18 protein-coding genes and 1 riboswitch are annotated in these 18,884 nt (G+C 66.2%); of the genes, 9 read left to right on the top strand and 9 right to left on the bottom strand.

Annotated elements, in window-relative coordinates; all coding sequences use genetic code 11:
- Nucleotides 1–41 precede the first annotated feature (41 nt).
- The 3 genes from QI450_RS15165 to QI450_RS15155 are packed head-to-tail and all read right to left on the bottom strand — an operon-like array spanning nucleotide 42 to nucleotide 1,978.
- Nucleotides 42–1,250: an O-succinylhomoserine sulfhydrylase gene (locus QI450_RS15165; RefSeq protein WP_226775227.1), complete on the bottom strand. Its 1,209-nt coding sequence runs from the start codon at nucleotides 1,248–1,250 to the stop codon at nucleotides 42–44.
- Nucleotides 1,251–1,661: a rhodanese-like domain-containing protein gene (locus tag QI450_RS15160; RefSeq protein WP_226775228.1), complete on the bottom strand. Its 411-nt coding sequence runs from the start codon at nucleotides 1,659–1,661 to the stop codon at nucleotides 1,251–1,253.
- A complete protein-coding gene (locus QI450_RS15155) occupies nucleotides 1,658–1,978 on the bottom strand; it encodes a DUF1737 domain-containing protein (protein ID WP_226775229.1) in 321 nt (106 codons plus the stop codon). The genes QI450_RS15160 and QI450_RS15155 overlap by 4 nt, the downstream gene beginning before the upstream one ends.
- A 13-nt stretch (nucleotides 1,979–1,991) precedes the next feature.
- A riboswitch (SAM riboswitch) is annotated at nucleotides 1,992–2,106 on the bottom strand.
- A 543-nt stretch (nucleotides 2,107–2,649) separates the two neighbouring features.
- Between QI450_RS15155 and QI450_RS15150 the strand changes: the two genes are divergently transcribed.
- Nucleotides 2,650–3,594: an ATP-grasp domain-containing protein gene (locus QI450_RS15150; protein ID WP_226775230.1), complete on the top strand. Its 945-nt coding sequence runs from the start codon at nucleotides 2,650–2,652 to the stop codon at nucleotides 3,592–3,594.
- A 1-nt stretch (nucleotide 3,595) separates the two neighbouring features.
- Nucleotides 3,596–4,876: a glycosyltransferase family 2 protein gene (locus tag QI450_RS15145; protein WP_226775231.1), complete on the top strand. Its 1,281-nt coding sequence runs from the start codon at nucleotides 3,596–3,598 to the stop codon at nucleotides 4,874–4,876.
- A gap of 21 nt (nucleotides 4,877–4,897) precedes the next feature.
- Here the strand turns inward: QI450_RS15145 and QI450_RS15140 are convergent, their stop codons facing one another.
- Nucleotides 4,898–5,860 (bottom strand): aminodeoxychorismate lyase, encoded by a 963-nt coding sequence (locus QI450_RS15140; protein ID WP_226775232.1) that lies wholly within the window; start codon nucleotides 5,858–5,860, stop codon nucleotides 4,898–4,900.
- A gap of 135 nt (nucleotides 5,861–5,995) precedes the next feature.
- Here QI450_RS15140 and cls point away from each other — a divergent pair, with 135 nt between their 5' ends.
- Complete coding sequence (gene cls / locus QI450_RS15135; protein WP_226775497.1) at nucleotides 5,996–7,429, top strand: cardiolipin synthase; 1,434 nt, start codon at nucleotides 5,996–5,998, stop codon at nucleotides 7,427–7,429.
- A gap of 16 nt (nucleotides 7,430–7,445) precedes the next feature.
- On the opposite strand, the gene pabB is transcribed toward cls, so the two are convergent.
- The 3 genes from pabB to QI450_RS15120 all read right to left on the bottom strand — a co-directional run bounded on the left by pabB (nucleotide 7,446) and on the right by QI450_RS15120 (nucleotide 10,683).
- Complete coding sequence (gene pabB, locus QI450_RS15130) at nucleotides 7,446–9,506, bottom strand: aminodeoxychorismate synthase component I (protein WP_282468042.1); 2,061 nt, start codon at nucleotides 9,504–9,506, stop codon at nucleotides 7,446–7,448.
- Nucleotides 9,503–10,099, bottom strand: a complete 597-nt coding sequence (locus QI450_RS15125) for a low molecular weight protein-tyrosine-phosphatase (RefSeq protein WP_226775234.1) — start codon at nucleotides 10,097–10,099, stop codon at nucleotides 9,503–9,505. Before QI450_RS15125 ends, pabB begins: the two co-directional genes overlap by 4 nt.
- 89 nt (nucleotides 10,100–10,188) lie before the next feature.
- Nucleotides 10,189–10,683, bottom strand: coding sequence for a MarR family transcriptional regulator (locus tag QI450_RS15120; protein ID WP_226775235.1), 495 nt, complete (start codon nucleotides 10,681–10,683; stop codon nucleotides 10,189–10,191).
- Between the two features lie 243 nt (nucleotides 10,684–10,926).
- On the opposite strand from QI450_RS15120, the gene QI450_RS15115 reads away from it, so the two are divergent.
- The 6 genes from QI450_RS15115 (at nucleotide 10,927) to QI450_RS15090 (ending at nucleotide 17,540) form a co-directional block, all read left to right on the top strand.
- Nucleotides 10,927–11,862 (top strand): SDR family NAD(P)-dependent oxidoreductase, encoded by a 936-nt coding sequence (locus QI450_RS15115; RefSeq protein WP_226775236.1) that lies wholly within the window; start codon nucleotides 10,927–10,929, stop codon nucleotides 11,860–11,862.
- A gap of 1 nt (nucleotide 11,863) precedes the next feature.
- Nucleotides 11,864–12,757 carry an amidohydrolase family protein gene (locus QI450_RS15110; protein WP_226775237.1) on the top strand — a complete coding sequence of 298 codons (894 nt, stop codon included), beginning with the start codon at nucleotides 11,864–11,866 and terminating at the stop codon, nucleotides 12,755–12,757.
- Between the two features lies 1 nt (nucleotide 12,758).
- Nucleotides 12,759–13,964: an acyl-CoA dehydrogenase family protein gene (locus QI450_RS15105; protein ID WP_226775238.1), complete on the top strand. Its 1,206-nt coding sequence runs from the start codon at nucleotides 12,759–12,761 to the stop codon at nucleotides 13,962–13,964.
- Nucleotides 13,965–14,051: 87 nt separating this feature from the next.
- A complete protein-coding gene (locus QI450_RS15100) occupies nucleotides 14,052–14,507 on the top strand; it encodes a MaoC family dehydratase (protein ID WP_226760581.1) in 456 nt (151 codons plus the stop codon).
- A gap of 43 nt (nucleotides 14,508–14,550) precedes the next feature.
- Nucleotides 14,551–15,915 (top strand): MFS transporter, encoded by a 1,365-nt coding sequence (locus QI450_RS15095; RefSeq protein WP_226775239.1) that lies wholly within the window; start codon nucleotides 14,551–14,553, stop codon nucleotides 15,913–15,915.
- Nucleotides 15,916–15,968: 53 nt separating this feature from the next.
- On the top strand, nucleotides 15,969–17,540 hold the full coding sequence (locus QI450_RS15090; protein ID WP_226775240.1) for a long-chain fatty acid--CoA ligase: 1,572 nt from the start codon (nucleotides 15,969–15,971) through the stop codon (nucleotides 17,538–17,540).
- 20 nt (nucleotides 17,541–17,560) lie between these two features.
- On the opposite strand, the gene QI450_RS15085 is transcribed toward QI450_RS15090, so the two are convergent.
- A complete protein-coding gene (locus QI450_RS15085; RefSeq protein ID WP_024367074.1) occupies nucleotides 17,561–18,184 on the bottom strand; it encodes a LysE family transporter in 624 nt (207 codons plus the stop codon).
- A gap of 83 nt (nucleotides 18,185–18,267) precedes the next feature.
- The gene (locus QI450_RS15080; RefSeq protein WP_226775241.1) at nucleotides 18,268–18,819 is read right to left on the bottom strand and encodes a dihydrofolate reductase family protein; all 552 of its coding nucleotides are present in this window, start codon (nucleotides 18,817–18,819) and stop codon (nucleotides 18,268–18,270) included.
- Nucleotides 18,820–18,884 lie beyond the last annotated feature (65 nt).

The following is an 18,884-nucleotide window of genomic DNA, read 5'->3' as shown; positions in this document are numbered from 1 at the left end:
GGCATCGCCGCTATCTGCCAACTCAAGCACCGCAAACGGCGCTAGCAAGATTTGAGCGCCTGCCCGAGGTCGCGGATCAGGTCCGCAATATCCTCGAGTCCCACCGAGAGGCGCACCACGCCGTCACTGAGCCCGATCGACGCACGGCCCTCCGGCCCCATAGCGCGGTGCGTCGTGGTGGCGGGATGGGTGATCAGCGACTTCGAATCGCCGAGGTTGTTGGAGATATCGATGATCCGCAACCCGTCCAGCAGCGCGAACGCAGCCTCCTTCGCCGAATGCCCGGCGGACGCGGCGAGCTCGAAGGTCAGCACGGTGCCGCCGGCTTTCATCTGCCGGGCGGCCAGCTGATGCTGCGGGTGGGACTGCAGCAGCGGGTACTTGACCCAGCTGACCGCGGGTTGCTCCTCAAGCCACTCGGCCAGCCGCAGCGCGGAGGCACAGGAGTGGTTCACCCGCAGGGCCATCGTCTCCAGGCCCTTGGTCAGCACCCATGCGTTGAAGGCCGAGAGCGCCGGGCCGGTATGGCGCATCAGCTGCTTGACCGGGCCCTCGATGAAATCCTTGGTGCCCAGGATCGCGCCGCCAAGGACGCGGCCCTGGCCGTCGATGTGCTTGGTGCCGGAGTAGACGATCACGTCCGCGCCGAGCTCCCCGCAGCGCTGCAGCAGGGGAGTGGCAAAGACATTATCGACGACGACCGTCGCCCCGGCCGCGTGCGCCAGTTCGCTCACGGCCGCGATATCCACGATTTCCTGCATTGGGTTCGAGGGCGACTCGAAGAAGACAGCAGTGGTGGGTTTGGCGAGCGCCTCGCGCCACTGCACCAGGTCCGGGCCGTCAACGAAGACCGTCTCGACGCCCCAGCGGGGCAGGATCTCGTTCAGGATCACGAAGCATGAGCCGAACAGCGATCGGGCCGCCACCACCCTGTCGCCGGCGGCCAACAGGGCACCCAGGGCAGTAAAGACAGCGGACATGCCCGACGCCGTGGCAAAGCAGGCCTCGGTGCCTTCGAGCAGCCGGAGCCGCTCCTGGAACGTCGCCACAGAGGGATTGCCGTAGCGGGAGTAGACGAAACGCTCGTCGTGGCCGGCGAAGGCGCGTTCCGCGGCGGCCGCCGATTCGTAGACGAAGCCGGAGTTCAGGAAGATCGGTTCTGACGTCTCCTGAAATCCGGTGCGGTCGAGTCCGCCGCGGACGGCCTGGGTGTCGGCGCTCCAGCCGGCGGCAGCAGGGTTGAATGTCACTTAGTGTCTTCCGAGGTTGGTGGGGAGGCCGCGGTTTTTCCAGCCGTTGACAGTGCGTTGGCCCTCGCCGTCCGGTTCGCCCTCAAAGCCCTCAAGGATGTTAAAGGACGTAAAACCGGCCTCGGTGGCCACGATTGCGGCCGCGACGGAGCGCGCGCCCGAGCGGCAAAGGAACAACAATTCGGTGCCGCCGGCTTCGGGGGCCTGTTGTCTCAGTTGCGCCAAAAACTGTGAATTGGGGATACCGCCGGCGAGGCTCCACTGGATGAAGAGCGGATCATTCTCCGTCGCCTTGGTGTCCGGAATTCCGGCGCTGGCCCATTCACCCTCGGTGCGGACGTCCACCAGGATGGCGCCGTCCCCGAGCTTGGACCAGGCCTCCTGCGGGCTGAGGTCCCCGGCGTAGCTCACGCGTGGCCCCCGCCGTCGAAGTCGAGATGGTCCACGGCGCTGGCGACGGCCGCATCGGCGTTGGCGATCGCCGCCGGCAGCACAAGGGCCTGGGCCACGACGACGTTGCTGCCGTTGAACGTGACAGCCGGGCCGCCGTGGAGAACGTAGCCCTCGGTGAGGGCGGCCGATACACGCTCGCAGAAGGCGCGGTCATCGGCTCCGGTGAACAGACGGTACAGCAGTTTCTGCTCGGCGGCACCGGCGACTGCGGGGGACGGGGCCGGGGCTTTGTTCGCTGCTGTCCGGGGGACAGCAGCGGTGGACGCGTCAGGCATGACGGATCTCCTTCTTTCACGCTTGCAGCTCGAATGGTCGATATGCCGAGTACTCACCTGAGGCACCCCGCCGCGAAAGGGAGGGTTGCCGACCGGCCAGTCAGGGCTTGGCGCCGGTTCTCATTACTCCCAAAGAACGTAACACCTGCGACGCCGGACCGCACGGCGGCGGCCGTCATGTTAAGGAGCGGGGTGGAAACGGAGGTTTGTTCAAAAGCCATTCGCCAGCGTTCATGCCAGCGTCCCCATCCACGTACTCGGGGGATTGCACACAGGTACAAACCCCCGGGGCCTCGAATTCGAACCGGGGAGGCTTTCGGGTAGTTCCTACTCGGGACTTTTGGTAGTCGGCGCGACTTTACTGAAGGACCAGCTGCAAGGACGTCACCAGGCCCTAAAACGCCATCCGAGGATCGCTCAGTTTTGCGGCCGGCTCTGATGATCCAGCCAGTTAGGCCGGTGCGGCGCCGTCGACTGCCGGGCCTTTAACAAGGGAAGGGGATTGCCATGGCCGCGATATATGTTCTACTCATTATTCTCCTGAGCACGGCCTTCGCCGCTGTTATCAGCACGCCCGGTCGCCAGGTAACGGAAGGGTTGATTCCGAACCGGCCCTCCGGTCCGGATGCCCGCGGCGATGGCCGGGGCCGGGCTGCCAGGACGGCACAGCGGTGAGGCCGCGCGTATTGGTCACCGGCGCCTGCGGCCCTGCGGGCAAGGCCATCGCGGCCCAACTGAAAGCGCGCGGCATTCCTGTCTTCGGGACGGATATCCGCGAGCTGCCGGACGGGGCAGGATTCACGGTGCTCCCCGTCCCGCACGCGACGGACGCGGAACGGGTATCAACACTTCGGCGACTGGTTAGCCAGGAAGGCATCAATCTGGTCATTCCCACGGTCAGCGAGGAACTGCCGCAGCTCGCCGCGTTCCGGGCGGCGTTCGGAGCGGACGTGCGTGTGATGATCGGCGATCCGGGCCCGGTGGCGCTGGCCCATGACAAGCTCTTTACGGCCTGGCAACTACATGCAGCGGGCGTTCCCGTGCCCCGGTTCGGTGTGCCCAGCGACTTCGCCGATGCGGACGCTGCAATGGCCGCCCTGGGCGGACCGGTCGTCGTCACACCCCGGGCGTCCCGAGGCGGCCGGGGCGTGACAGTCGTCGATGGCGGCACGGAAATGGACTGGCAGCGCCTGCCGGACAGCCACATCGTCCAGGAATTCATCCCCGGAAACGAGTACCGGCCCATGGTTTTCGGCACACCGGCGCACAACGGTGCCGCGCCGTTTGTGGTTGTTGTGGCGAAGGTTGGGCCGGCGGACCGCATCCTTGGCAACGCCGTGACCACTCGCCGGGCCGAGGCGGGCGAAGCGATCGACGTGGGCAACGTGGCGATGGCTGCGGTCCGCGCGCTGGGCCTCACGGGGCCTGTGGAGGTGGACGTTCGTCGACGCGCCGACGGGACACCCGTGGTCCTGACGGTGAACGCCCGCTTCGGATCGAACAGCGGACTCGCGCCGGAGCTGCTCGATGCCGTGCTGGCATCCTTTATCCTGCCCTCCTTCAACCCGGCGTCCTTCCGGCACTGCATGGGGCCGTTCGCCGATGCCATGGGTTGAAATGAACGTCACCGCAGCGCTCCCGGCGGCCCAGCTCCCGCTCGTACTCCTCGGGCTGCCGGTCCTGGTGTTCGGGCTGGTGAAACTGCTCGTTGTGCCGCTTGCCGTCTGGTTCGAACTTCGGAGCGCCCATCGCCGACGCCGCGAAGTCCCCACGTTGTTCGATGCGTGGCCCCGTGTGTCGATAATTGTCCCGGCATTCAACGAGGCAGCCGCTATTGAGAACTGCGTCCGATCGATTCAGCGCACCCGCTACGACCGGTACGAGCTGATCCTGGTGGATGACGGTTCAACGGACTGCACCGCCACGATTATGTCGGCTCTCGCTGCCAGGGATCCCCGGATTAAGGTTCTGGCGCAGGCCAACGCCGGCAAGGCGGCAGCCTTGAACTTCGGGATCCGCAACGCCGCCGGCGAGGTCCTGATGTTTATCGATGCGGACGTCATTCTTTCCCGGCACACCGTCGAGATGATGCTCCGCGGCTTTGACGACGAGCGAACCGGCGCGGTCTGTGGTGATGGCCGGCCGGTGAAGGTCAAAGGGGTCCAGGGCCGGGTGCTGGCTTTCACCGGCCACATCGGCGGCGGCCTGGTCCGGCGCGCCCTGGCGATACTCGGCTGTATACCCACCGACGTGGGTGCCATCGGCGCCTTCCCGCGCAGTGTGCTCGAACACGTGGGACTGTTCCGGCAGGACACGGTGGGCGAAGACCTGGAACTGGCCTGGCGGGTTCACAAGGCAGGCTACCGGGTGGTATTCGCCCCGAGGGCTGTTGTCCTGGCGGAGTCTCCCTTGACCGTTGGCGGCCTCTGGCGCCGACGGGTCCGCAGCTACCGCGGCCTGTTGCAGACCATGGCCTTGCACAAAGATCTGATCGGCAATCTCCGGTACGGCCCGTTCGGAACGCAGCTGGTGTTCCACGCCATTACCATGGTTGTCCTTCCGGCGGTTCAGATCCTGTTGCTCCTCGGCGTGGCCGTCCTCCTTGCGGCCGGCTACCGCCCGCCGGCCGGCGTCGACTGGGTGGTCCTGGCCTGGTTGGGCCTGCTTGTGTCGTTGGTCCTGCCGGTGTGCGCGCTGGGCGCCAACCGGGCGTGGAAAGACTTGCGGCATGTATGGGCGCTGCCGCTGATGCCGTTGTATTCGTTGTTTATGAGCCTGGCCGGGATCGCCGCACTGGTCCAGGAAATCCGGGAGAGGGTACTCCGCCGGAACAATCCCGTCCGAACGGGATCAGGTACCGCCGGCGCCCAGCGGCCACGCGCGCAACTCGGGGCCTGAAAGCTGCCCCGATCACTGTGCCTACCCGATGGTGGCGTACAGCGCGTTGAGCTCCGCGGTGAGTTGCTTGCGCTGTTCCGGGGTGCCGATTTCCCTGCTGTCGATGTGGTTGACGGGCGCCAGCAGCCGGATGCTCGAGATGAGCCACACGGCGTCGGCGTCGTAGAGGTCGCGGGGCTCAAGCGGTCCGTAGCCCAGCTCCCAGCCGGCGGCCTTCGCCGCGGTAAACAGGGCACCCTGCGAGGTGCCGGGCAGGATCCCGCTGTCGAGCTGCGGGGTTATGAGCCGCCGGAGGGTCCGCACGCCGCCGGCACCGTCGTCGACGGTTTCCAGATGGGCAAGCAGGACAGTCGACGTCGGGCCCTCCAGGACCTTGCCGTCCGCGGAGGTGAAGATAACGTCGTCGGCACCCTGGGCATGCGCGTAGCGCAGCGCGGCCATGTTGACGGCGTAGGAGAGCGTCTTGGCGCCCATGAGCAGCCAGGGCGCCCGTTCAGCGACTTCACTGTCATAGCCGCGGTCCAGCAGGATGACGTCGATCCCGGTCTCGCGTTGGCGCCGGCCGATGGCGCCGGGGACGGAGGCCTGGACCCAGCAGGTTGGCCCGGCGGCGCCTTCAACGCCCCGGGTCACGAGCAGTTTAACAACGAGTTCGTCGTCCGCTGAGTCTCCGGCGCCGGGTACGTGCCGGCCCCGGTACTCGCTGATGGCCGTCGTGATCGCCCGGCGCCAGCGATCCTCCGCCGGGAGGTCAAGCTCCAGCAACCCGGCGGAACCGGCCAGCCGATTCAGGTGCGCCTGAAGCTTCCGGGGCTGCCCGCCAACAGCCAGCAGCGACTCGAAAACACCGTCGCCGCGAGTGGCCCCTTGGTCCGTCGCCATCAATTGCGGCTTCGTGGCATCGGCCACCCGGCCGCCGTCGAACGCGGTATCCAGGAAGACCAGCACCGGGGCCGGGCCGGGAACACCGGCAGGAGAATTCATGACTTCAGCTTAGTGCCGCGGACCACGGGATAGGATTTGACGGTTGCCCGTTCCGGAAAGGTTCCGCGGGTCTGGAACTTGAGGGGTTCGCCTGTGCTGTGGCCATTTTCGCTGGCGGAGACACTCCCGCCCTGGATGCTGCTGATCCTGTCCGTGGTGGACCTGGGGATCCGGGTGCTGGCACTGGGCATCATCCCCGGAAACCGACGCCCCACCACGGCCATGGCCTGGCTCCTGATCATCTTTTTTGTCCCCGCATTGGGCCTGGTCCTGTTCCTGCTTTTTGGCAACTTCAGGCTGTCCCGCAGGCGCCGTGCGCAGCAGGACGCTGTGAATACCCGGGTACGGGCCGGCACCTCCGATCTGGCGATGCAGGAAAGCCGGTACAGCGGCCCGGAATGGGTGGCCTCCGCAGCGGAGCTGAACCAAACCCTCGGTTCACTGCCGATGGTGGACGGCAACCAGGTGGAGCTCCTGCCCGGCTACCCGGACTCGATCAAGGCGATGGCAGCGGCCGTCCGTCAAGCAGAGTCATTTGTCAACGCCGAGTTCTATATCCTGAGCTCCGACCACGTCACCGACGATCTGCTGACCGCGATGGAAGAGGCGGCCGAGCGCGGCGTCGAAGTCCGGCTCCTGTTTGACCACCTCGGCACCTTGCGCATCAAGGGTTACAGCAAGCTGATCGCCCGGCTCAAGGCCAGCAAAATCCGCTGGCGGCCGATGTTGCCGCTGCGGCCTGTGCACGGTCAATGGCGCCGGCCGGACCTGCGCAACCACCGCAAGATCATGGTGATCGACGGCGAGCTTGCCTTCACCGGGTCGCAGAACCTGATCGAGCCCTCCTACAACAACCCCAGGCACCGCAAAGTCGGCCGCGAATGGGTCGAACTGATGGCGAGCCTGCGCGGGCCGATTGTCACCACCCTCAACGTCGTCTTCGCCACGGACTGGCTCAGTGAAACGGACGAGTCCCTCGAGGATCAGCTCGCGCACCGGCCCGAAACACACGCAGGCGACGTGACGGCGCAGGTGGTTCCCAGCGGCCCCGGCTTCATCACGGAAAACAACCTGCGGCTTTTCAACACATTGATTTACTCGGCCCAGCACAATATTTCGATCTGCAGCCCCTATTTCGTCCCGGACGATTCACTGCTGTACGCCGTGACGACGGCAGCCCAGCGCGGCGTGGAGGTCGAGCTGTTCGTCTCGGAAAAGGGCGACCAGTTCCTCGTCCACCACGCCCAGCAGTCCTACTATGAGGCGCTCCTAGAAGCCGGGGTGCGCATCTACCTGTACAAGGCGCCGTTTGTGCTGCACGCCAAGCACTTCACCATCGATAACGAGGTCGCCGTGCTGGGCTCCAGCAACATGGACATGCGCTCCTTCTCGCTGAACCTCGAGGTTTCAGTGATGCTCCTGGGCGCGGACGTGGTGCGACGCGTCAGCGCCGTGGCCGACACCTACCGGGGGCTCTCGCGCGAACTGACGCTCGAGGACTGGATGCGGCGGCCCGTGGGGGTTAAGTATGTGGACAATGTGGCCCGCCTGACGGCCACGTTGCAGTAGCGCCGCAGCGAACGAGTCAGCCGGCCGGGAACTGCGCGCCCAGCGCAGTGAGAACGCCGAAGGCCTTGGTCCGGATCTCTTCGTACTCCGCCTGGGGTGAGGAGTCTGCCGTAATGGCACCGCCGACGCCGAGGCTGAGCCCGGTGCGGCCGCCGGGCAGCTGAGTGAGAACGAGGGCCCGGATGGCGACGGCCAGGTCGGTCGCGCCGTTGAGCGAGAAATAGCCGATCGCGCCGGAGTACACGCCGCGGGGTGCTCCCTCAAGCCGGTCGAGGATGGCCATGGTGCTGACCTTGGGGGCGCCCGTCATGGAGCCGGCGGGGAAACACGCCGCAACGGCCTCGGCCCGGGGCATCCCCGGTTTGAGGCGGGCATCGATGGTGCTGACCAGCTGGTGCACTGTGGCGTAGCTTTCGATCGCGCAGAGCCTGCTGACCGATACGGAGCCCGGCACGGCGAAGTGGCTGAGGTCGTTGCGGAGCAGGTCTACGATCATGATGTTCTCGGCGCGGTCCTTCGGGGAGGACTCGAGCTCGTGCCGCAGCAACGCGTCCCGTGCCGGATCCGCATCCCGGGGCCGGGTGCCCTTGATCGGCTCGGCGCGCATGGCACCGTCAGGCGCGATCCGCAGGAACCGCTCCGGCGAGGTGCTCGCCACAGTGAGGTCACCGAAGCGCAGGTAGCTGGCGAACGGCGCGGGATTGCCCCGCCGCAGCATCAGGTACGCCTGCCAAGGCTCGAGGGTCGCGGCGGGAAGATTGGCGGTCAGTGCAGTGGTCAGGCAGACCTCGTAGCTGTTGCCTTCGGTAATTTCGTGCTGCGCCCGGCTGATTTTGAACTTATAGGATGCTTCCGAGTCCCGGGCCGTAAAGTCCGGGCCGCCGTGGCCTGGTGCGCGGGGTTCGAGGACGTGGCCGGCGCCGGCCGGCTTTCGGTTGCTTGCCTCGGTGATGGCGGAGCGGGCAGTAGCCAGCCAGTCTCCGGCGTCTGCGGCGCCCAGCGCCAGCAGCCAGACCGTGCGCTCCACGTGGTCCAGGACCACTGCGCGACCGGCGAAAAGCAGGCAGGCATCCGGGGTCCCGGCCGATACGTCGCTGCCGCCGGTCTCACGTTTGAGTTCGTAGCCGAGGTAGCCGAGCCAGCCCAAAGTGAACCCGCACGGATAGTCCTCGGGGCCGCTGAGTGTGGGCTGGCCCCAGACGCCGTCGAGCCAGCGGAAGAACGGCCCCTCGGTCGTGACGCTGGCGTTTCCGACGCTCACACAAGTTGTCCCCGAGTTGTGCCGGACCGACTGTCCGTAAGGGCCGCCGTCGTCCGCCAGGATGCTGAAGCGGCTGCGTTCCGCCGCCGCACCGCCGTCGGGCGCCACGGGCGTCAGCGATGAGTCGAGCCAGACGGCATTGGCCGAGCCGCCGAAGAGGGCTTCGAACACCAGGACCGGGTCCGGGACGGCGTCGATCCGTTCGGCCTGCAGCTCCAGCCCGGTGCGTGCACTGCGTTCGGGCAGCAGCACCGGAGCCAGGGCCGGCAGGTACAAGAGGGACTGCAGCACTTCCGCAGGGGCGGCGCCGTCGGCACGGTTGAGCACCCGGACATCGGCGCGGGCCGGAACGTCATCCCCGGCCAGCCACTCCTGCTCCTGGGCGGCCCACTGGTCCCAGAACGGTTCGTACGTTTCACCGTCGCGGGCCAGGGCCCTGCTGCGCCGGTCTTGTTCGGGCGAATCGGCCCAGATCACGGCGGCAAGGAAGGGGAGGGCGGCTGCGGCGGCAGCACCCACGCCTTCCACCAGGACGATTTCAGCGGGCTGGGTGGTGCGGGTGGCGCCGTCGTAGTGGGCTGTCCAGTCCCAACTGACCCATTCGGCGGGCTCGCTGCGGTGCAGCGGGGCCAGGACCGTGGAGACGTAACGCTCGACGCCGGCCACAAGCCCGTTCCAGCCGGGATAGATGTCTTCCAGATGGAAGAGGGAGACCTTGTGGTGTTCGCGGAGCGTCGCCGCCAGCTCGATCGCCAAGGTGGTCTTGCCGGCGCCGGATCGTCCGTCGATGGCGATGATGACGGGTGCGGGACTCATGATTTAGAGCGTACCCGCTGCCCTGCATTGGGTTGATCACTGCCGGGTTGATCCCTGCCCGGTTGTTGCCCGCCCGGCCGTTGACGCCGGGCGAGCTCCGTCCGGACATGCGCCACGATCCCGGGCAGTGCAGCGTGGATCAGGTCCCAGGTGAGGTCGAAGTCCGCGTGGCCGCCGTACCAGGGGTCGTCGATGCCCTGGTCGAGGGGATCCTTGCCCGCGACGGCCGGATCGAAGCTGCGCAGAATCCGGATCTTGGACCCGGATTCGCGGTCCGGTGCGGCCTGCTGCAACCAGCCGAAATGGTCCACGTCCAGGGCAAGGATGAGGTCGCGGTTGTGGAACCATCTGGTGTCCCATTCGCGTGCCACGTGACGTTCCGAGGAAATGCCGTTGGCGGTGAGTTTGCGGGCGGCCCGCGGATCAATCGGGCGGCCCACTTCGTAGGCCGTGATCCCCGCCGAGTCAACGACGGCGCCGGCCAGGCCATCCGCGGCGATGGCCTCCGCCAGCATCAGTTCGGCCATCGGCGACCGGCAGATGTTCCCGGTGCAGACCGCGATGATCCGGTACTGGCTCGACGGTGAGGTCATAGTGCAAGCATGGATTATGCGGCTCCGCTTGGCTAGTTCCCGGCGGTGGATGTTACAGGCTTTGTCACATCATATTTGCAAGGTTTGAACTATCGGCCTGCGGGACTCCCGGACCAGACGGCCTTGCGGAGAATGGACCGCAGAGACGCCACCTCCTCGCCGGTAAGCATGACCAGCTGTCGCGCCTCGGCGGCCTGGGTTGCCTTCTGGGCGGCAGCGTGGAGGGTGCGGCCTGCTTTTGTGGCGGACACCAGTTTCTGCCGCCGGTCTGAGGGTCCCGGCTTTCTTTCCACGAGGCCGCGCTGTTCCAGCTCATCAATGAGTGCCACGATCTGGCTGGGATCCAGGCTGAGGAACTCGGCCAGTTCGCGTTGGGTGGGTCCCAGATTGCCGCAGGCCAGCGCCAGCACGGAGTAGGACCGCTCCTTCAGCCCGAACTCTGCAAGGGCCGCGTTGTTGAGCACGCTGCCGGCGGCGTGCAGCTTGGCCAGCAGGAAGCCTATGTCAGTGCTGATGCTTGATTCCGCCAGCCGGGTGGAAGCCTCGCCGGAGCTTTCGGCGGCGAGGTGTACCTGTTGTGTCATGGTGCCTTTCGGGCGGGTAGCCAGCCGGGTCGTTGAATTATTCAATGATCCCACGTGCACCGCGCCTGCGAAAAGCGTGCACCGGGAGCGGTGAATGCGGCGGGTGGGGAAGCTGATTGGATGCAGAAATAAATCATTGACATTCTCAAGGATTAAGTTTCTAATTGAAGCAGTCAAGGGAGATGTGCATCACACGCAGGCTCCCTGGGATATCCGCCGCAAGGCGCAGTGCAAAGGAGCAGCATGAGCCTGTCAGGGAAAGTAGCAATCGTCACCGGAAGCGGCCGCGGCCTGGGTCTGGCGTACGCCCGGGAACTCGCCCGCCAGGGCGCCGCCGTCGTGATCAACGATGTGGATGCCGACGTGGCCGCTGAAGCGGTCCGGACCATTGAGGCCGACGGCGGCCGCGTCGTCGCCGTCGTCGCTCCGGTGGGCAGCACCGAAGCCGCCCGGCAGCTCGTGCAGAAAGCGGTGGAGGCTTTCGGCCGGCTCGACATCCTGGTCACCAACGCCGGCATTCTGCGGGACAAGTCCCTGCTGAAGATGACGGACGAGGACTTTGACCTCGTCATTAACGTCCACCTCAAGGGCACCTTCACCTGCGCCCGCGAAGCGTTCGCCTACTTCAAGGAAAACGGTATCGCCGGCCGCATCATCACCATCGGATCGCCCACCGGCCAGCGCGGCAACTTCGGCCAGACCAACTACGCCGCCGCCAAGGCCGGAATCGTCGGCATGGTCCGCACCTGGGCGCTGGAAATGAAGAAGGCCGGCGTCACCGCCAACGCCGTCATCCCGGTGGCCGCCACCGCCATGACCAAGACCGTCCCGTACTTCCAGAAGGCCGTCGAAGCGGACGAACGCGGCGAGGCCATGCCGGCCTTCTTCCGTCACGATCTGGGGTTCGGAACCGCCGACGACGTCGCCGGACTCGTTGCCTTCCTCGCCTCCGACGCAGCTGCCGGCATCACCGGCCAGGCGATCGGCGCCGGCGGGGACCGTCTGCAGCTCTGGACCCACCCGGGGGCTGCCGTTACCGAGTACCGCGAAGGTGGCTGGGGCTATGCCGACCTGATCGAAAACTTTGGCAAGCTCTTCGGCGACAAGCTGCAAAGCGTCGGCGAGGAATTCCTGCCGCTTCCGGAAGAGCTCAAGCCCGAACCGGCAGAGGTCCGCTGACATGGCCTCCCAGCGCTATGAACTCAGCATCGACGCGGCAAAGCTCGACGCGATCGACATGCACGTCCACCTTGAGGTGGACGGCCACGGCCACGAATCCCTGCCGTCGGCCCTCAGCGAAGCGTCCGCCAAGTACTTCAAGTCCGAGGACCGCACCCCGTCGCTGGACCGGATCGCCGAGGTCTACCGCGAACTGAACATGGCCGCCGTCGTGTTCACCGTCGATGCCCGCACCCAGCTCAAACACGAGCCGAACAGCATCGAAGACCTCGTCGCCGGCGCCGCGCGGAACAACGACGTGCTGATCCCGTTTGGCAGCGTGGACCCACGGACCGGCGCCGAGGCCATCCAGGGCGCCAAGCACCAGGCCATCGACCTGGGTGCCCGCGGGTTCAAGTTCCACCCGTCCCTACAGGGTTTTGACCCCTCCAACGAACAGTTCTACCCGCTCTGGGCCGCCCTGCAGGAACTCGGCCTCCCGGCGATTTTCCACACCGGACAAAACGGCATGGGCGCCGGGCTCCCGGGCGGCTACGGCATCAAGCTGGGCTACTCCAACCCGCTGCTGCTGGACGCCGTCGCGGCGGACTTCCCGGAACTGCAGATCATCATGGCCCACCCCTCGGTGCCGTGGCAGGACGAGGCGAACTCCATCGCCACGCACAAGTCCAACGTCTTCATCGACCTCTCCGGCTGGTCCCCGAAGTACTTCCCGGAATCGCTGGTGAAGATGGCCAACTCCGTGCTGCAGGACAAGGTCCTTTTCGGCACCGACTTCCCGCTGATCACCCCGCAGAAGTGGCTGCGCGCCTTTGCGGACCTGCCGCTCAAGGACGAGGTCCGGCCCAAGATCCTCAAGCACAACGCCGTCCGCCTGCTCGGACTGGGAGGCTGAGATGACTGTCGATACCGAACAACAAACCCGGCTGTACGGCGTCTGCGACTACTACGACGCCGAGTCCCTGTTGACCGCGGGGGAACGCCGCGTGCTGGGCAGGCTGCGGACCTTCCTCGACGAGAAGGCCCGGCCGCTGCTGGCGGACTATTGGGAACGCGGCGAGTTCCCGGATGAGCTCGCCGAGCCGCTGATCGGCCTGGACCTGATGGAGCCGGCCGAACTGCGCGGCCCGGAGGGCAGCCCGGCCCGGGGAATCTACCAGGGCTTCCGGATCTTCGAGCTCGCCCGCACCGACGCCTCGCTCGCCACCTTCTACACAGCCCAGGCCGGACTGTTCCGGACCGCGATCCGGGTCGGTGCCTCCGCGGAACAGCAGGCCGAATGGATGCCGAAGGTCATCGACTTCTCGCTCAAGGGGGTCTTCTCGCTGACCGAGCCGGAGTCCGGTTCCGACATCGCCGGCGGGCTCTCCACCACCGCCCGCCGTGAGGGCGACACCTGGATCCTCGACGGCGCCAAGCGCTGGATCGGCGGCGCCGCCACCGCGGACGTCCTGGCCGTGTTTGCCCGCGACGTGGCCGACGGCCAGGTCAAGGCCTTCCTCGTCGAGCGGGAAGCCCCCGGCGTGACGCTGGAGAAGATCCACGGCAAGACCGCGTTACGGATGATGCAGAACGCCCACATCACCCTCGAGGGCGTACGGGTGCCCGAATCGATGCGCCTGCACAACGTGGAGTCCTTCCGGGACGTCGCGGCAATGCTGCGCGCGATGCGCTCGGACGTCGCCTGGATTGCCACCGGGATCGCGGCCGGTGCATTCGAGGCGGCCCTGCGCTACGTCACGGAACGCCGGCAGTTCGGCCGCACGCTCGGATCCTTCCAGCTGGTCCAGGAAAAACTGGCCCGGATGCTCGGAAACGTCACCTCGGCGCTGTCTCTCGTGGTGCGGCTCACCGAGCAGCAGTCCAACGGCATCTACCGGGACCAGGGCTCCGCCCTGGCCAAGATGCAGACATCCCTGCTGATGCGCGAAACCGTGGCCCTGGCCCGCGAAGTGGTCGGCGGCAACGGCATCACCCTTGAAACCGATGTCGCACGCTTCCACGCCGACGCCGAGGCCGTCTACTCCTACGAAGGCACCCACGAAATCAACGCCCTCATCGTCGGCCGGGCCCTGACCGGCGAAAGCGCCTTCACCCGCTGACCCCGGCACCCACCAAATCCAACACACCCCGCTCCGGCACCGCCGTCGGACAGTTCCCTGCCCCACCCAGCCCTCCAGGAGGACATCATGCCCAATCTCGTCGTCGATTTCGACAAACTGCTCACGCTCGCCGGCACCGATCTCGGGGTCACCGAGTACCGCGAAATCACCCAGGAACAGATCAACAAGTTCGCCGACGCCACCGGTGACGACCAGTGGATCCACGTTGACCCGGAACGCGCCAAGGACGGCCCGTTCGGCGCCCCCATCGCCCACGGCTTCCTCACCCTCTCGCTCATCATCCCTTTCTGGGGCGAGCTGTTCGACGTCGACGGCGTCACCACGAAGGTCAACTACGGACTGGACAAAGTCCGCTTCACGTCCCCGGTCAAGGTGGGCGCGCGGATCCGGATGCGGTCCACCATCAGCGAAGTGACCGAGGTCAAGGGCGGTGCCCAGATCAAGGTCGCCAACACCATCGAGATCGAAGGCCAGGAGCGGCCCGCCGTCGTCGCCGAGTTCCTCGCCCGCTTCTACAAGTAAAAAGCCCCCTCTACGAACCCTCCCTCTGTTCAAAGGAACAACCATGTCAGGACTCACTCAGCTTCAAGCGATGGGCACCGCCGAGCGACGCAAGGAAGCGCGCACCGTCATTGCCTCCAGCTACCTGGGCAGCACCATCGAGTACTACGACTTCCTCCTCTACGCCACGGCCGCGGCGATCGTCTTCCCGAAGGTCTTCTTCAGCGGCATGGACGACTGGGTAGGCGTGGTGGCCGCCTACGGCACGTTTGCCGCGGGCTACGTGGCCCGCCCGGTTGGCGGCATCATCTTCGGCCACTTCGGCGACCGGATGGGCCGCAAGAACATGCTGATCATCTCGATGCTGGTCATGGGCGTGTCCTCAACCCTGATCGGGCTGGTCCCGGGTGCCTCGGTGGCCGGCCCCTGGGGTGCGGTGCTCCTCGCGATTCTTCGTGTCTTCCAGGGCATCGCCGTCGGCGGTGAATGGGGCGGGGCCGCCCTCATGGCGCTGGAGCACTCCGAATCAGGCAAACGCGGTTTTGCCGCCTCGTTCGTCAACGCCGGGGCGCCCACCGGCGCCGTCCTTGGCACCCTGATCATGGGCGCGTTCTCAGCGCTCCCGAACGATCAGTTCCTCGCCTGGGGTTGGCGGGTGCCGTTCCTGCTCTCCTTCGTGCTGCTGGGCGTGGGCATGTTCGTCCGGCTCAAGGTTTCCGAAAGCCCTATCTTCAAAGCCGCCATTGAACAGGAAAAAGCTGAGCGGGAGAGCGCGGCGCAGGCAAACGGCGCCGGAATCACGGCAAAGCCGGCCGCGCCCCTGGTACAGGTCCTGCGGCGGCCCAAGACCCTGATTTTCACTATGCTCGCCGGCGCCGCAGGCTTCGCGCTCCAGGTGGTCCTGGCCACGTTCTCGGTGACCTACGCCGTCTCCAAGGGCGCCGACCGCCAGGGCGTGCTGTACGCCTTTGCTGCTGCCTCCCTGATCTCCATCGTGTTCGTGATCATGGGCGGCCGGCTTTCCGACAGGGTGGGCAGGCGGCCGGTGATGATCGGCGGACTGGTTCTCTTCATCATCTACCTGGTGCCGATGTTCCAGCTGCTCTCCTCCAACAACATCATGCTGATCTTCGTGGCGTTCGCCATCGGCCTGATGATCCACTCCACACTGTTCGGTCCATTGGCGGCCTTCGTGTCCGAGCAGTTCGGCACCACCTCCCGCTACACCGGGGCGTCCCTGGGCTACCAGCTGGCAACCCTGCTTGGGGCCGGGTTCACTCCGGGCATCGTGGCCCAGATCTTCAAGGACTCAGGCCAGGACACGGCATCAGTGGTCTGGTATCTGGCGATCATGTCGGTCGTCTCCATCGTCTTCATCCTGCTGACCCGGGAACCGAAGAACAACGACCTCCGCACCGTCCGGGCCTGACCCTTCATCGGGTCCCCTCACACGGGCTAACCTCACAGTAGAAAGGATTCGCCGTGGAAAATTTTGGCATCGGTTCGTGGCTGCAACGTCGCCGCCCGAAGTCCGGCAACAAGACCGCCCTGATCAGCGGTGACCGGGAACTTAGTTATGAACAGTTCGCGGACCGGACCGTCCGCCTCGCCAACGCCCTGGGGGACCGCGGCGTGGCCAAGGGCGACAGGGTTGCCTACCTGGGCGAGAACCACCCGTCCTTCCTGGAAACCCTCTTTGCGTGCGGCACCCTGGGTGCCATTTTCGTCCCGCTCAACACGCGGCTGGCACCCCCGGAAATCCAGTTCCAGCTGCAGGACTGCGGCGCCGGGGTACTGGTCCATGCAGGCAGCCTCGGCGACCTGGCAGCCCGCGGGTCGGCCGGCACGGCAGTGGCAAGGCTCGTCGTCGTAGACGATGCCGGCGCCGGCAATAACCCGGCGGTGCGCAGTGGAGCCGCCGGGGGCCCGACGGCGGTGGAGGACTTTGCGGACCTGGTGGCCTCCGGTTCGGACCAGCCGGTCGACGAACCGGTCACGCTGGACGACGGTGCCATGATCCTCTACACCTCCGGGACTACGGGCCGGCCCAAAGGGGCCCTGCTGACCCACGGCAACGTCACGTGGAACTGCATCAACGTGATCGTTGATTTCGACTTCTCCTCGCAGGACGTGGCGCTGATGATTTCGCCGATGTTCCACGTGGCGTCGCTGGACATGGGCGTCCTGCCCACCCTCCTCAAGGGAGGAACTGTGGTGCTGGAGCCGAAGTTCGACCCCGGCCGGACACTGGAACTCATTGAGCGGCACCGGGCGACCACCATCAGCGGGGTGCCGACCACCTATCAGATGCTCGCCGAGCACCCGGCGTGGGCCACGGCGGACCTCAGCTCCTTGAACAAGCTCACCTGTGGCGGGTCAGCGGTGCCGATGCGGGTGCTGGAGGCGTATGAAGCGCGCGGCATGCGGTTCTCCAATGGCTACGGCATGACCGAGACTGCGCCGGGCGCCACCACCCTGCCGGCGGCCCGGTCCAGGGATAAGGCTGGATCGGCCGGACTTCCGCAGTTCTTCACCGATGTGCGAATCGCCGGCTTCGACGGGGACACCGCTGCGCCGGGGACGGCCGGCGAGATCCAGATAAAGGGCCCGAACGTGATCCCCGAGTACTGGAACCGCGCGGACGCCACCGCCGAGTCCTATGCAGAGGGCGGTTGGTTCAAGTCAGGCGATATGGGATACAAGGATGACGACGGGTTCCTCTTCGTCTCGGACCGGATCAAGGACATGATCATCTCCGGCGGCGAGAACATTTATCCCGCAGAAGTGGAGCAGGCCATCACGGAACTCGAGGCGGTGGGAAGCGTGGCCGTGATTGGCGTGCCGGATGAGAAATGGGGTGAAGTGCCCCGGGCTGTGGTTCTGCTGCGCGAGGGTGCCCACCTCACGGAAGAGCAGCTCAGACGGTACCTGGATGGACGCCTGGCACGTTACAAGATTCCCAAGTCCGTGCTGTTTGTCGATGAGATGCCCCGGACCGCCAGCGGCAAGATCAGGAAGGCCGACCTTCGGAAGCTGAGCGCCATCCAGCCATAACTGGCCGTAGCCTGGGCCCGTCAGTGGATAAGGGCCAGCATGACGCCGACGGCCATGAACAGCACGCCGAACGTCCGGTTGAGGATGCGCTGGCCGCGGGCGTCGTGGGTGAAACGCTGGAAGGTCTTGGCTGCGGCCGCGAAGAAGAACCACATGACCAGGATGTCGATCACGATCACCGTGGCTGACAGGGTCAGGTACTGCGGCAGGAGCGGGTTCTCCGGGCGGATGAACTGCGGCATAAAAGCCAGGAAGAACACGATCGCCTTGGGGTTCAACAGGTTGACCCACAGGCCGCGGCGGAACATGGAGAATGCCGGCTCGTTGCGCAGCGCGGCGGCCTTTTCCTGGTCCAGGTCGGGTTTGTGCCGGAACTGCTGGATGCCCAGGTAGACAAGGTAGGCGGCGCCTGCGTAGCGGATCACGTTGAAGGCGACCGGAGAGCTGGCCACCAGCACCCCCACGCCGAGGGCCACGATCACGATGTGCACCACCAGCGCGGCCTGCTGCCCGAGGATCCCCCAGATGGAACGCCGGAAGCCGGAGTTCAGGGAATTGCTCATCGTGTTGATGGCGCCCGCGCCGGGCGTAAAGCTGATCAGGACACCGGCGCCGGCCAGGGCCAGCCAAAGGGAGGGTTGCACTGATTCAGTTTACGGCCGCGGACGCCCCTTTCACGCCGGGTGCTGCCGGCCGTCGGGAGGTTATCGGGAGCCAGGCTCTCCCCTCAGCTGCCGCGCAGGCCGTAGCTCAGAATCATGTTGCCCTTGCTCGTCTGCTGGGACGACTGCAGCTCAAGCCGGGTCAGCGGATCGCCGTCGGCGAAGAGCCTGCGGCCATTGCCCGTGATCACGGGATGGACGATCAGCATCAGGCTGTCGAGCAGCCCGGCGAAGAACAGTTGGCGGGCCAGCGAGATGCTACTGAACACGCCGATGTCGCCGCCGTCGCCGTCCTTCAGGCCCGCGACGAAATCCTCCAGCGGCCCCGCGATCAGCTGCGAGTTCTGCCACGCCAGCTCGCCGGTCAGGGTGCGGGACGCCACATATTTGGGCAGCGGGTTGATGAACCCGCCGAAGTCGGCGTCGGCTTCGGCGTTCGGCCAGTACTCCGCCCATTGCTGGTACCCGACGCGGCCCAGGAGCCCGGTATCGATCCGGCCCATCATCTCGTTCATCCCCGCGCCCAGCTCCTCATCGAAGCTGTCGAATTGCCACAGGAACGGGTCTTCCACCACGCCGTCCACGGAACTGAACAGGCCGGCCGTCACGTTGCGCATGCTTCCTCCTCGTCACAGGGTGTCTGAGTGCACCCTAGCGGCTGATCCGCCGGCGGGGAATGGCT

Source organism: Arthrobacter sp. EM1 (genome assembly GCF_029964055.1).
In the GTDB taxonomy this organism is placed as follows: domain Bacteria; phylum Actinomycetota; class Actinomycetes; order Actinomycetales; family Micrococcaceae; genus Arthrobacter.
This window is presented reverse-complemented; position numbering and strand designations above follow the sequence as displayed.

What these genes read in the sequence shown, in the direction of transcription:
- QI450_RS15155 (WP_226775229.1), bottom strand. Translation starts at nt 1,978, where the DNA reads ATGCCTGACGCGTCCACCGCTGCTGTCCCCCGGACAGCAGCGAACAAA.
- QI450_RS15145 (WP_226775231.1), top strand. Translation starts at nt 3,596, where the DNA reads ATGAACGTCACCGCAGCGCTCCCGGCGGCCCAGCTCCCGCTCGTACTC.
- QI450_RS15140 (WP_226775232.1), bottom strand. Translation starts at nt 5,860, where the DNA reads ATGAATTCTCCTGCCGGTGTTCCCGGCCCGGCCCCGGTGCTGGTCTTC.
- cls (WP_226775497.1), top strand. Translation starts at nt 5,996, where the DNA reads ATGCTGCTGATCCTGTCCGTGGTGGACCTGGGGATCCGGGTGCTGGCA.
- pabB (WP_282468042.1), bottom strand. Translation starts at nt 9,506, where the DNA reads ATGAGTCCCGCACCCGTCATCATCGCCATCGACGGACGATCCGGCGCC.
- QI450_RS15125 (WP_226775234.1), bottom strand. Translation starts at nt 10,099, where the DNA reads ATGACCTCACCGTCGAGCCAGTACCGGATCATCGCGGTCTGCACCGGG.
- QI450_RS15120 (WP_226775235.1), bottom strand. Translation starts at nt 10,683, where the DNA reads ATGACACAACAGGTACACCTCGCCGCCGAAAGCTCCGGCGAGGCTTCC.
- QI450_RS15115 (WP_226775236.1), top strand. Translation starts at nt 10,927, where the DNA reads ATGAGCCTGTCAGGGAAAGTAGCAATCGTCACCGGAAGCGGCCGCGGC.
- QI450_RS15110 (WP_226775237.1), top strand. Translation starts at nt 11,864, where the DNA reads ATGGCCTCCCAGCGCTATGAACTCAGCATCGACGCGGCAAAGCTCGAC.
- QI450_RS15105 (WP_226775238.1), top strand. Translation starts at nt 12,759, where the DNA reads ATGACTGTCGATACCGAACAACAAACCCGGCTGTACGGCGTCTGCGAC.
- QI450_RS15100 (WP_226760581.1), top strand. Translation starts at nt 14,052, where the DNA reads ATGCCCAATCTCGTCGTCGATTTCGACAAACTGCTCACGCTCGCCGGC.
- QI450_RS15095 (WP_226775239.1), top strand. Translation starts at nt 14,551, where the DNA reads ATGTCAGGACTCACTCAGCTTCAAGCGATGGGCACCGCCGAGCGACGC.
- QI450_RS15080 (WP_226775241.1), bottom strand. Translation starts at nt 18,819, where the DNA reads ATGCGCAACGTGACGGCCGGCCTGTTCAGTTCCGTGGACGGCGTGGTG.